This window comes from Citrobacter sp. Cf118 (assembly GCF_030334095.1).
Lineage (GTDB): Bacteria > Pseudomonadota > Gammaproteobacteria > Enterobacterales > Enterobacteriaceae > Citrobacter > Citrobacter freundii.
The window spans coordinates 137,646-149,462 of record NZ_JAOWES010000084.1 but is presented as its reverse complement, the minus strand read 5'-3'; the positions used below and the strand labels follow the sequence as shown (position 1 = coordinate 149,462).

At 52.6% G+C, this 11,817-nt stretch carries 11 protein-coding genes and 1 pseudogene; 6 read left to right on the top strand and 6 right to left on the bottom strand.

Annotated elements, in window-relative coordinates; translation table 11 throughout:
• Positions 1-11 precede the first annotated feature (11 nt).
• The 4 genes from queD to OGX67_RS12975 all read left to right on the top strand — a co-directional run bounded on the left by queD (position 12) and on the right by OGX67_RS12975 (position 2,570).
• Complete coding sequence (gene queD / locus OGX67_RS12990) at positions 12-374, top strand: 6-carboxytetrahydropterin synthase QueD (protein ID WP_006687049.1); 363 nt, start codon at positions 12-14, stop codon at positions 372-374.
• Positions 375-455: 81 nt separating this feature from the next.
• A complete protein-coding gene (locus tag OGX67_RS12985) occupies positions 456-1,727 on the top strand; it encodes an FAD-dependent oxidoreductase (protein WP_061547653.1) in 1,272 nt (423 codons plus the stop codon).
• On the top strand, positions 1,718-1,978 hold the full coding sequence (locus OGX67_RS12980) for a ferredoxin family protein (protein WP_061547654.1): 261 nt from the start codon (positions 1,718-1,720) through the stop codon (positions 1,976-1,978). Before OGX67_RS12985 ends, OGX67_RS12980 begins: the two co-directional genes overlap by 10 nt.
• A 16-nt stretch (positions 1,979-1,994) precedes the next feature.
• On the top strand, positions 1,995-2,570 hold the full coding sequence (locus OGX67_RS12975) for a glycerol-3-phosphate responsive antiterminator (RefSeq protein WP_061547655.1): 576 nt from the start codon (positions 1,995-1,997) through the stop codon (positions 2,568-2,570).
• A gap of 64 nt (positions 2,571-2,634) precedes the next feature.
• Here OGX67_RS12975 and OGX67_RS12970 read toward each other — a convergent pair whose 3' ends face one another.
• The 5 genes and pseudogenes from OGX67_RS12970 to OGX67_RS12950 all read right to left on the bottom strand — a co-directional run bounded on the left by OGX67_RS12970 (position 2,635) and on the right by OGX67_RS12950 (position 7,949).
• Positions 2,635-3,483, bottom strand: a complete 849-nt coding sequence (locus OGX67_RS12970; protein ID WP_257651619.1) for an electron transfer flavoprotein subunit alpha/FixB family protein — start codon at positions 3,481-3,483, stop codon at positions 2,635-2,637.
• A complete protein-coding gene (locus OGX67_RS12965; RefSeq protein ID WP_257651620.1) occupies positions 3,480-4,262 on the bottom strand; it encodes an adenine nucleotide alpha hydrolase family protein in 783 nt (260 codons plus the stop codon). The genes OGX67_RS12970 and OGX67_RS12965 overlap by 4 nt, the downstream gene beginning before the upstream one ends.
• Positions 4,240-5,660, bottom strand: a pseudogene (locus OGX67_RS12960) (MFS transporter). Before OGX67_RS12960 ends, OGX67_RS12965 begins: the two are co-directional and overlap by 23 nt.
• Positions 5,650-7,104 (bottom strand): FAD-binding oxidoreductase, encoded by a 1,455-nt coding sequence (locus tag OGX67_RS12955; RefSeq protein WP_257651621.1) that lies wholly within the window; start codon positions 7,102-7,104, stop codon positions 5,650-5,652. The pseudogene OGX67_RS12960 and the gene OGX67_RS12955 overlap by 11 nt, the downstream one beginning before the upstream one ends.
• A 59-nt stretch (positions 7,105-7,163) precedes the next feature.
• On the bottom strand, positions 7,164-7,949 hold the full coding sequence (locus OGX67_RS12950) for an SDR family oxidoreductase (protein ID WP_016154226.1): 786 nt from the start codon (positions 7,947-7,949) through the stop codon (positions 7,164-7,166).
• A gap of 317 nt (positions 7,950-8,266) precedes the next feature.
• Here OGX67_RS12950 and OGX67_RS12945 point away from each other — a divergent pair, with 317 nt between their 5' ends.
• Positions 8,267-9,562: an MFS transporter gene (locus OGX67_RS12945; RefSeq protein WP_257651622.1), complete on the top strand. Its 1,296-nt coding sequence runs from the start codon at positions 8,267-8,269 to the stop codon at positions 9,560-9,562.
• A 30-nt stretch (positions 9,563-9,592) separates the two neighbouring features.
• Positions 9,593-11,071, top strand: a complete 1,479-nt coding sequence (locus OGX67_RS12940) for an FGGY-family carbohydrate kinase (protein WP_061547660.1) — start codon at positions 9,593-9,595, stop codon at positions 11,069-11,071.
• A gap of 39 nt (positions 11,072-11,110) precedes the next feature.
• Here OGX67_RS12940 and queE read toward each other — a convergent pair whose 3' ends face one another.
• Positions 11,111-11,782 (bottom strand): 7-carboxy-7-deazaguanine synthase QueE, encoded by a 672-nt coding sequence (gene queE, locus OGX67_RS12935; RefSeq protein ID WP_003034139.1) that lies wholly within the window; start codon positions 11,780-11,782, stop codon positions 11,111-11,113.
• Positions 11,783-11,817: the final 35 nt, after the last annotated feature.

Genomic DNA, 11,817 nt, shown 5'->3' with positions numbered 1-11,817 from the left:
GAGAGTAAATAATGTCCACCACCTTGTTTAAAGATTTCACCTTCGAAGCCGCTCACCGCCTGCCGCACGTACCGGAAGGGCATAAGTGTGGCCGCCTGCATGGTCACTCATTTATGGTGCGTCTTGAAATTACCGGTGAAGTCGATCCGCATACCGGTTGGATCATGGATTTTGCTGAGTTAAAAGCCGCGTTTAAGCCGACTTACGACAGACTCGATCACTACTATTTGAACGATATTCCTGGCTTAGAAAATCCAACCAGTGAAGTGCTGGCCAAATGGATTTGGGATCAGGTTAAACCGGTTGTCCCTCTGCTGAGTGCCGTAATGGTGAAAGAGACCTGCACAGCAGGCTGCGTGTACCGCGGCGAGTGATTGTAACGTCTGTGGCAACGGTCAATTTTCCTTAACTGACACTCTGTTAGGGTTATGTGCTCTGGATATCTGGAGCACAACATGTCAGACGATTTCGATATCATTATCATCGGTGCAGGGATAGCAGGCACCGCTTGTGCTTTACGTTGCGCACGCGCAGGGCTTTCAGTTCTGCTTCTTGAACGCGGCGAACTTCCCGGCAGTAAAAACCTTTCCGGTGGGCGTCTGTATACTCATGCGCTCAGCGAACTTCTCCCCCACTTCCAACACTCGGCCCCGCTTGAACGTAGAATTACCCAGGAAAATATCTCGCTATTAACGCGTGATGGCGCAACAACGTATTCCAGTTTGCAACCCGACGGTGACTCATGGAGTCTGCTGCGCGCCCGCTTCGACCCGTGGTTCGTCGCGCAGGCTGAAGCCGAAGGCGTGCAGTTGATTACCGGTGTGACGGTTGATGCGCTGCATCTTGAAGATGGCAGAGTGTGCGGCGTAATTGCCGATAATGAGACGTTGCGCGCCCGCTATGTGGTGCTGGCTGAAGGAGCGAACAGCGTGCTGGCGGAACGCTATGGCTTCCTGCCGCGCCCCTCAACCACCTCGATGGCGTTAGGGATTAAAGAGACGCTGGCGCTGGATAAATCGTTACTTGAAGAACGTTTCCGCCTGTCCAAAGACGAAGGCGCGGCAATGCTGTTCAGCGGCGATATTTGCGGTGAACTGCCCGGCGGTGCATTTCTCTATACCAATCAAGAGACGCTCTCTTTCGGTGTAGTTTGCCCGCTTTCCTCGGTGGCGCAAAGCACTACCCTTGCGTCTGAACTACTGGAGCGACTCAAGATACATCCTGCGTTGCATCCGCTGCTCAGAGGCTGCGAACCGCTGGAGTATGGCGCACATCTGGTTCCGGAAGGCGGCTTACACAGCCTGCCAGTACAATTCGCTGGAGAAGGCTGGCTGCTCGTCGGTGATGCACTACGCAGTTGTGTGAATACCGGTTTCTCCGTACGCGGCATGGATATGGCGCTGATCGGCGCTCAGGCAGCCGCGCAAACATTGATTAATGCCTGCCAGAAGCATGGGCCGCAAAACCTGTTTCCGGCCTACCATCAGGACGTCCAGCACAGCCTGCTGTGGGCAGTTTTGCAACGCTACAGGGATGTTCCTGCATTGCTGGAACGCCCCGGATGGTATCGCCAGTGGCCGGAACTGATGGAGTCTGTCTCCCGAGAACTCTGGCATCAGGGCTACCGCCCGGTAGCGCCGCTGCGCCAGATAGTCTGGCGTCAGTTTCGTCGTCACGGCCTGCGCCATCTGGCAGGCGATATTATCAGGAGCTTACGATGTCTGTAACCCGCAACGCCTGGCGTCCCGCCGACATTTCACATATTGTACCGGCGACCAGAGTCGATAACGAAACGGCACAACGGCTGATCGCCTCCTGCCCTGCCGGGCTCTTTTCCCTCGCGGCGGAAGGCGAACTTAAAATCGACTTTCGCGGCTGCCTGGAGTGTGGTACCTGTCGACTGCTGTGCGATGAAACCACGCTGCAACAGTGGCGCTATCCCGCATCCGGGTTTGGCATCACTTACCGATTTGGCTAATTTTCAAGGATATTCTATGCCCCTGTTACACCTGCTTCGCCAGAATCCGGTGATTGCCGCCGTGAAAGACAACGCCAGCCTGCAATTAGCCATCGATTCCGAATGCCAGTTCATCTCTGTTCTGTACGGTAATATCTGCACGATCAGCAATATCGTGAAGAAAATTAAAAATGCCGGTAAATACGCCTTTATCCACGTGGATCTGCTGGAGGGGGCGTCGAATAAAGAGGTTGTTATCCAGTTTCTGAAGCTGGTCACCGAGGCGGATGGCATTATCAGTACCAAAGCATCGATGCTGAAAGCGGCGCGGGCGGAGGGCTTTTTCTGTATCCATCGCCTGTTTATCGTCGACTCGATCTCTTTTCACAACATTGATAAGCAGGTTGCACAGTCGAACCCGGACTGTATTGAGATCCTGCCAGGCTGTATGCCGAAAGTGCTGGGATGGGTGACAGAAAAAATACGCCAGCCGCTGATAGCTGGCGGGTTGGTCTGCGATGAAGAGGATGCGCGTAATGCGATGAAGGCCGGTGTGGCGGCACTTTCTACCACCAACACCGACGTCTGGACGTTAGCCAAAAAGCTGAATTAGCCCGAGATGCCGGATGGCGGCGTGAACGCCTTATCCGGCCTACAAAGCGCAGCACTACCAGACATTATTGCAGTTGTGCCAGCGTCTCCAGTACCGGCAGCCAGTCATCCACAATCCCGACGTCTGCCTGCGAAAAGACAGGCGCGCCAGCATCGCTGTTTATCGCCACCACAAACCGGCTCTGACGAACTCCGGCCATTAACGCCGCCGCACCGGAGGCTCCAGCAACAATGCAGACTTCCGGCGCAAGCAGATGGCCCGAGATACCAATCACGCGCTCAGCGTCAAAGCCACCATTCATCACCCGCGCACGGCTGTATCCCACTTCAGCGCCAAGCGCCTGACCCAGCGCGGTAATTTTATCGGCACTGACGTCACTTCTTCCCTGCCCGACCACCAGCACGCGCCCGGCCTGTAACAAAGGATGAGCAGTGACGCGCTCAATGCTTTCCACGCTCTCCAGCCAGTCTGGAGCAAGTGTAGGTACAATCCGGTATTCCGCCATCGCAGGCAGATCCTTTCCCGACGCGCTCAATTCGGGCTCGCGCGTCAGAGAAATACATAAGGGACGCGCGGTAACGTGCAATGTTGCCGTCAGCGCATTTCCCCAATGAGATTTGTTAACCAACCTCTGCTGCGCCTCCAGCGTCTGTACCTGGCAAAGACTGCCGCCATGCAGTCGCCAGGCCAGTCGCGTCGCAAGCTCATCCCCCAGCGGCCCGGCAGGAAAGATAAGGATATCGGCCGGCGTCAGCAACCACTGCGCCGCCAGCGCATCCAGCACCTGCTCTGCAACATCCGGCGGCGGCTCGAGGGTCCAGCGCTCCAGTTCCATGTTAGAAAGTCCGTTTTCTGCAATCCAGTTGGCGATTGCCGCACATTCGCCACTTTGCGTAATCAGCGCGATCTTCATGGCAGCATCCTCTTGCGCAAATAGTCGTTCCACAATAGCAGGGCTTTTTCCTGCGCCGTCGCACCGTCGATTATCATGGCGCAGCGCCGCTGCGTCGGTCGAGTCAGCTTCTGGCACTGAACGTTGGGGATTTCATCGCAGGACACGGGCTGGCGCACAATCTCCGCTTTTGCCACGGCCAGACGCTGACGCATTCCCGGTACAGGAAGCGCCACTTCACCACATTGTCTGACTGCAATCACTGCCGGGAGCCGCACCCGGCAACGGCGGATACCGGATATCGTTCGCTGTTCGACGACAATGAAAGGTGGCTCAAGGGTAAAGCGTTCGACCTGGATGAAACAGGGCCAGTTAAGCATTTCCGCCAGCAAAAATGGTGTTTGCCCATTCTGCCCCTCGCTGCTCTGACAGCCGGTGACAATCAGTTCAGTACCGTGTCTGCCCTGCCAGTCGGCAATCTGCCGGGCAATGAACTCTGGCGCAAAGCGCAGATCCGCCGCTGTCTCCAGCAACACCGACTGCTCAAAACCTAACGCGGCAAAATAACGCTGCCAGTGAAGTGCCCTCTCATCACCAATGCTTAATGCGGTCAGGGTCATCTCACAGCCCGCACCACGCTGGGCCAATAGCTGCGCGGCAGCGGCCTGTTCATCAGCACCGATAGCGTTGCGCAATAGCGAAACATCCGGCCCGCAGGTACTCAGCGTGGCGGCCTGCCAGTCCTTTTCTGCCAGCATGCTGGCGTCGGGCTCGGGCTTAAACGCCAACAGAATGTTCATTTGTACCTCCTTGTCTTTGGTCGCCGCTTCCGGCTGCCACCAGCGGCAACGCTTTGGTCTCCGGTGCCCATAGCCAGGTCACCACGAAGCCGATCAGCAATACGCCAGCTAATAGCAGTAGCGTGACCGTCATCCCCCATTGCGCCAGAGTCCATGGCAGCAAACCGGTGCTGATTGCTGCGCCGAGTCGGCTCATAGCGGTGGCGAATCCCACCCCCAGCGAACGAATGTCGGTGGGAAAGCTTTCCGCCGGTAAAATCCCCACCAGATTACTGACCGCCGAAATCGTGGTGCTGAATAAGACAAAAAGCAGCAGCGTCCAGTGACTGCCAGGCGGTAAGCAGGCCATCACGATTAATGTCGTCGCCAGCAGCAAAAAGCTGCCGAGCAGAAAATGGCGATGGGCCAGCAGATGTGTTAATACAAGACCCAGCAGCGCGCCCACGATCAGCAGCGCATTCAGCAACAGGCTGGCAGTTAACGCGTCTTCAAGACCAATGGTTTCGGCAATCGTCGGTAGCCAGGTGTAGATAACGAACCAAGGGATAACCAGGCAAACAAAGAAGATGCTATTAAAAGCCGTGCGCCGCCAGTAGCGTGATGAGAACAGGGTTCTGATATGTTTATTCGTCTCTTTCGTTACCTCATCGCCCAGTTGTACGTGCATACCAAAACAGCGGTGCACCACGGCATGAGCTTCAGCGAACCTCCCCTGACGCATCAGCCAGCGCGGCGACTCTGGCGTTCCCCAGCGCAGCAGCGTAATCAATAGCGCAGGTAAAGCAGACGATGCCAGCAGCCAACGCCAGGCATCCGGGTTTTCGCTAATAAAATGATGGCCAGCAATACTTGCCAGTACGTAACCCACTGTCCATACCACGCTAAATGCACCGAGCAGAATCCCACGGTGTCGGCGCGGTGAAAACTCGGCCAGCAGCGTGTGCCCCACAGAGTAATCTCCGCCCAGCCCTATCCCTATCAGGATCCGCAAGCCAATCAACTGCTCGGGTGTGGTGGCAAAAAACTGAAGAAATGAGGCGACGGTGATCAGTACAAAGCTGAAGTTGAAAATTTTTTGTCGACCATAGTGATCCGAAATCCATCCCAGAATCAGGCTGCCGATAAAAAGGCCTAACAGCGCCGCGCCGCCGATCATACCAGCCATAAAAGGCGTCAGATGCATAGCGGGAGTGAGCTGAATAATGGCGTAACCGATGACACCAAGGACATAGCCATCAACAAGATGTGCGCCAAAAGTCAGCGCGGCAATACGGCAGTGAAAGCCGTTTAGCGGTAAATCATCCATTCGCACCGGTGAAGTGTTCATTTCTACCCCTTCATAGTCCGGTAAAATTACGGCTCCTCATTTGAGAAGCCGTATAAATAACTACTTCTCAATCGGGTAGATCGTGCCCGTATTCATAATTCCGTTCGGATCAAACTGCTTCTTCAGTCCTTCCAGCAAAGCCCACGCGCTGCCATGTTCCAGCTTGCTCCAGTGAACGCGATGCTTGCCAATGCCGTGGTGATGCACCATAGAACCGCCGAGGCGAATCGTCTCCTCGCAGATAATCTTGTTGAGCGGGTTATGGTACTTATCAATTTCCTCTTCAGGCTTACAGTTCACCACGTTGTAGTCATACACAAAGTACATGTTGGTACCATTGATATAACTGTGGGAGGAATGACCGCCCAGCATGGTGATATCATCCGCATGCGGGAACTCGGTACGAATACGATTGATTACGCTTTCATAGATCTCATGGATGCAGCTCCAGCAGCCTGAAACCTCAGTAGTGAAGCCCATATTACCGGTTTTCAGGATCTGCACACGTTCGGCAGCCACTTTTTCCGGCCCCCAGTTCAGGTGATTAAACCAGTTTTCAATCAGCTTACTGTCCACTCGCTGGCACTGCGGATAGCGTGCCACAACTTCCGCAATGCCTTCCCCGGTGGCTTTCGCCAGCCGCGGGTTGCCCTCAGCCATAAAAATCAGCACGCATTTGCCATCAGCAAAATGGGTGAAGTGCTGGGTGCCATCCTCGGCGTCATACAGTCGTGCAATTGAAGGACGATAGCCTTCCACCATCACTTCACGCAGAATCTCAAAGCCAACCTTCATATCGTCCAGAACGTAGCCGTAGTAGAGGTTGTTTTCCGGGGTAAACTTGAATATTTTCACTGTTACTTCAGTGATATAGCACAGTGCACCTTCGTTGCCGATAATGATGTGGCGAATGTCCGGGCCGGCTGCGCGGCGGGGGACGTTTTTGATGCGGGTGACGGTGCCGTCCGCCAGTACGGCCTCGAGGCCGACAACCATATCTTCAATTGCGCCGTAGAGCGTGGAAAATTGACCAATGCTGCGGGTTGCCACCAGGCCGCCCATCTGCGCCAGAGGTTTAGACTGCGGCGAGTGTCCGGTGGTGTAGCCCTTAGCCCGCAGCGCATTTTCCAGCACTTCCAGCGGTACACCACATTGTGCGGTCGCCTGCATATTCTCGATATCAATATTCAGGATTTGGTTCATTCCGGCGCCGTCCAGCACCACGGAATTCTCAACCACAGTTTCCAGCCCCCCTTCCGTCGCAGAGGCACCGGTACGCGGAACGCCATTGATCTTATTCTGGTTCATAAAGGCCAGCACGTTAGAAACCTGGTCGGTCGAGCCTAACTTAACAACCGCAGCCGGTAACGGCAGCGTAAAGACGCCATGGATATCAGCATATTTACGAAAGCGGTCAATACTGTTTTTCTTTAATACCGTTTCATCGGTAATTACGCGATCGGGTCCAACAATTTCTTTTAACTGGTCAACGATCGCTTCGCGAGATAAAGACATAGTCATTCCTTCCTGATAATTAACAGAATAATGAATAAAACAGAAACTATCGACAAGATTTAACGAACTAAATAACCGCCGTCGACAACCAGTAAATGACCGTTAACATAATTAGACGCCTGACTGGCGAGGAATATCGCTGCCCCCATTAAATCCTGAGTATCTCCCCAACGATTCGCCGGGATATGATCCAATACCCGCTGGTTGGTTTCCGGGTTACTGCGGGTGGCCAGCGTAATATCTGTCGCATAATATCCCGGTGCGATACCGTTAACCTGAATATTATATTGCCCCAATTCATCGCAATATGCTTTGGTAAAACCAGCCAGTGCATGTTTGGTAGCCGAATAGGCTGGTGACCACTGACCGCCAAGATAAGAGAACAAAGAGCAGATATTAATAATTTTACCGCTGTTTTGCGGAATCATAATTTTTGCAGCTTCATAGCTTAGTTCAAAGGCCGCCGTCAGGTTAACATCAATCATCGGATCCCAGTCCGCACGACCAAAGTCCAGCACCTTATTCAGCTTACAAATTCCGGCATTATTCACCAGAATATCGACGGTGCCAAAACGCTCGCAGCAGGCGGCGATAATCTTCTGCGGCGCGCCTTTTTCGGTAATATCTACCTGCATAAATTCAACTTCAACACCTTGTTTCTCAATGATTTCCTTCGTTTCGCCGTTATCTTTTACAAAGCTTGGGATAAACAGATTTGCCCCCGCTTTCGCCAGCGCCATCGCGAAAGCCTGACCGAGACCGCTGTTGCCGCCCGTAACGATCGCCGTTTTCCCTTTCAGGGAGAAAAAATTCATTGAGAATGCGTTGAGAGATTCGATTGACATAGTTAGCTCCAAATTCCTTTAGGCAAAAAAAAAGAAAGGCAACTTCCCCCGCAAGAGGGAAGTCACCTTTCTCATTATCTCTGGTAACTGGACTAAATTTTTAGCACAACCATAAATTATCTAACGTGATCAAAATCACAGATACTCGTTAATTTTGTCATGATAGCCAAAAACAAGAATCGTGATTATTCTCACACTATAATCAACCTGTCCATGTTATTTCTAAGCGCAATTACTAGAGACCTGAGAAAAGTAATCCACCTGAAAGGGCGGTTTACTTTTCTCTTTTTTTTGTCTGTTAAACATGAGAATTCAATATGCATAACAATTCATATCGCCGTTGGATAACCCTCGCAATTATTAGTTTCAGCGGCGGTGTTAGTTTTGATCTGGCTTATTTACGTTATATATATCAAATTCCCATGGCAAAATTCATGGGGTTTAGCAATACCGAAATCGGATTAATAATGAGTACCTTTGGTATTGCAGCTATTATTTTGTATGCGCCCAGCGGGGTTATTGCCGATAAGTTCTCGCATCGCAAAATGATTACTTTAGCGATGATTATTACCGGATTGCTCGGTTTGCTGATGATGACGTATCCACCGCTGTGGGTCATGCTCTGTATTCAGGTTGCATTTGCCATCACTACCATCCTGATGCTGTGGTCGGTATCCATTAAAGCCGCTTCGCTGCTGGGCGATCACAGCGAACAAGGGAAGATCATGGGCTGGATGGAAGGCCTGCGCGGTGTTGGGGTCATGTCACTGGCCGTATTTACCATGTGGGTCTTTTCTCGTTTCGCCCCCGATGACAGCAATAGCCTGAAAGCCGTGATCCTGATTTATAGCGTGGTCTACATCCTACTGGGAATTTTGTGTTGGTTCTTCGTCAGCGACGGTAACAGCCACAGCATCGCGGCGAAAGAAGAAAAGCACTCCTTCCAGCTCAGCGATATTCTCGCGGTGCTGCGCATCAGTACAACCTGGTATTGCAGCATGGTCATTTTTGGCGTCTTTACGATCTACGCCATCCTCAGCTACTCCACTAATTATCTGACCGAAATGTACGGTATGTCGCTGGTCGCGGCCAGCTACATGGGCATTGTCATCAACAAGATTTTCCGTGCCATTTGCGGGCCGTTGGGCGGCATTATTACCACCTATAGCAAGGTGAAATCGCCGACCCGCGTCATTCAGTTACTGTCTATCGTTGGCTTGCTGGCGCTTATCGCGCTGCTGGCAACCAACTCGAACCCGCAGTCCGTCGCCATGGGTATCGGCCTGATTCTGTTACTGGGATTCACCTGTTACGCCTCGCGTGGACTCTACTGGGCCTGTCCCGGCGAAGCCAGAACGCCGTCTTACATCATGGGAACCACCGTGGGGATCTGTTCAGTGATCGGTTTTCTACCCGACGTGTTTGTTTATCCGATCGTAGGCCACTGGCAGGACACGCTCCCGGCGGCACAAGCCTATCGCAACATGTGGTTAATGGGGTTGGCGGCGCTATGCCTGGTCATCCTGTTCACTTTCTTATTGTTTCGCAAAATTCGCACCGCTAACACCGCACCGGAAAAGATGACATCACAGGCCGCTGAAACAACCGGCTAGTGATGATGACAATTTAAAGGAGAAATAATCATGTCAAAGAAATACATCATTGGAATCGATGGCGGGAGCCAAAGCACTAAAGTAGTGATGTACGATCTGCAGGGGAATGTGGTCTGTGAAGGAAAAGGCCTGTTACAGCAGATGTACACCCCGGATGCTGATACGGCAGAACATCCCGACGATGATTTATGGACCTCTTTATGCTTCGCCGGAAAAGATCTGATGAATCAATTTGCAGGCCATAAAGAAGATATTGTCGGCATCGGGCTGGGTTCTATCCGCTGTTGCCGCGCGCTACTCAAAGCTGACGGCACACCTGCGGAACCGTTAATCAGCTGGCAGGACGCCCGCGTCACCCGACCTTATGAGCATACCAATCCTGATGTGGCCTGGGTTACCTCATTTTCGGGCTACCTGTCGCACCGCTTAACCGGCGAGTTTAAAGACAACATCGCCAATTACTTTGGCCAGTGGCCGGTGGATTATAAAACCTGGTCGTGGAGCGACGATGATGAGGTCATGAAGAAGTTTAACATTCCCCGCCACATGCTATTCGATGTGCAGATGCCGGGGACAATCTTAGGTCATCTTACCGAACAGGCGGCTTTCGCTACCGGTTTTCCGGCGGGTTTACCCGTTGTCTGCACCACCAGCGATAAGCCGGTCGAAGCGCTCGGCGCAGGGTTGCTGGACGATGAAACAGCGGTGATTTCGTTAGGCACCTATATCGCTCTGATGATGAACGGTAAAGCGTTGCCGAAGGATCCCGTCGCATACTGGCCGATTATGTCTTCCATTCCTGAAACGTTGCTGTATGAAGGGTATGGCATTCGTAAAGGGATGTGGACGGTCAGTTGGCTGCGGGACATGCTGGGCGAATCCTTGATTCAGGATGCCAAATCGCAGGGGCTCTCACCGGAGGATCTGCTCAACAAAAAAGCCTCAGTTGTCCCTCCGGGCTGTAACGGCCTGATGACCGTGCTCGACTGGCTGACCAACCCATGGGAGCCCTACAAACGCGGCATTATGATAGGCTTTGACTCCAGCATGGACTATGCGTGGATTTACCGCTCGATTCTGGAGAGCGTGGCGCTGACGTTAAAGAATAACTACGACAATATGTGCAATGAAATGAACCATTTCGCTAAGCACATCATCATTACCGGTGGGGGGTCAAACAGCGACCTGTTTATGCAAATCTTTGCCGATGTATTCAACCTCCCGGCCAGGCGTAACGCCATTAACGGCTGCGCGAGCCTCGGAGCGGCGATCAACACCGCGGTAGGGTTGGGTCTGTATCCTTCCTACGAGGCGGCCATCGAAAATATGGTCCGGGTCAAAGATGTGTTTATGCCAGTTGAACAAAACGCCAAACGCTATGAGGCGCTAAATAAAGGAATCTTCAGGGATTTAACTCAGTATACCGATGTGATTTTGAAAAAGTCGTATGAGGTCACTCACGGTAATCTGGATAACGTTGACGCCATTCAAAGCTGGTCAAACGCGTAATCAGTACGCCGGGCGGATGAAATCCACCCGGCAGAATTATCAGGCAATATTCAGATATTTATGGGTTTGCATCGACAGACGCCAGTTTCGCGCAATACAGGTATCAATACACAAACGCGTCGCATCTTCTTTCTGGCTGATTGGCTGTAAGGCGATGATTCGTGGTTTGTCGTCGCTCAGCGTCGCCAGCAGTTCATCCAGCGCTTCAATATCGCGAACGCGACCAACCGGATGTTTGATTTCATTCGCGCGCTCCAGCGCCTGCGACAGCACATCATAACCGCCACGCATATTTACCTTCGGCGATACGGTCACCCAGGTATTCGGCGTACAGCGTACTTCGTGAGTACCACTGGTCTCAATCTGGCAGCTAAAGCCGTTCTTTTCCAGCAGGTCAGTCAGCGGCATCAGGTCATGAATGCAGGGCTCGCCGCCGGTGATCACCACGTGACGGGCGGTATACCCCTGACGCGAAATGACTGCCAGCAGATCCTCACTGCTCGCCGCCCCCCATTTGTCGCTTTCTTTGGTCTTGGCCAGGATGCTGTACAGGGAGACTTCCCGATCCTCAAGCTTATCCCAGGTGTGTTTGGTATCGCACCAGGCACAGCCAACCGGGCATCCCTGTAAACGAATAAAAATGGCGGGGACGCCGGTAAAGTAACCCTCACCTTGCAGGGTCTGGAACATCTCGTTAATCGGGTACTGCATAGCGCTCTCAATATGGGGATAAACGATAATTATCG

What these genes read in the sequence shown, in the direction of transcription:
- OGX67_RS12950 (WP_016154226.1), bottom strand. Translation starts at nt 7,949, where the DNA reads ATGTCAATCGAATCTCTCAACGCATTCTCAATGAATTTTTTCTCCCTG.
- OGX67_RS12980 (WP_061547654.1), top strand. Translation starts at nt 1,718, where the DNA reads ATGTCTGTAACCCGCAACGCCTGGCGTCCCGCCGACATTTCACATATT.
- OGX67_RS12970 (WP_257651619.1), bottom strand. Translation starts at nt 3,483, where the DNA reads ATGAAGATCGCGCTGATTACGCAAAGTGGCGAATGTGCGGCAATCGCC.
- OGX67_RS12945 (WP_257651622.1), top strand. Translation starts at nt 8,267, where the DNA reads ATGCATAACAATTCATATCGCCGTTGGATAACCCTCGCAATTATTAGT.
- queE (WP_003034139.1), bottom strand. Translation starts at nt 11,782, where the DNA reads ATGCAGTACCCGATTAACGAGATGTTCCAGACCCTGCAAGGTGAGGGT.
- OGX67_RS12940 (WP_061547660.1), top strand. Translation starts at nt 9,593, where the DNA reads ATGTCAAAGAAATACATCATTGGAATCGATGGCGGGAGCCAAAGCACT.
- OGX67_RS12975 (WP_061547655.1), top strand. Translation starts at nt 1,995, where the DNA reads ATGCCCCTGTTACACCTGCTTCGCCAGAATCCGGTGATTGCCGCCGTG.
- OGX67_RS12985 (WP_061547653.1), top strand. Translation starts at nt 456, where the DNA reads ATGTCAGACGATTTCGATATCATTATCATCGGTGCAGGGATAGCAGGC.
- OGX67_RS12965 (WP_257651620.1), bottom strand. Translation starts at nt 4,262, where the DNA reads ATGAACATTCTGTTGGCGTTTAAGCCCGAGCCCGACGCCAGCATGCTG.
- queD (WP_006687049.1), top strand. Translation starts at nt 12, where the DNA reads ATGTCCACCACCTTGTTTAAAGATTTCACCTTCGAAGCCGCTCACCGC.
- OGX67_RS12955 (WP_257651621.1), bottom strand. Translation starts at nt 7,104, where the DNA reads ATGTCTTTATCTCGCGAAGCGATCGTTGACCAGTTAAAAGAAATTGTT.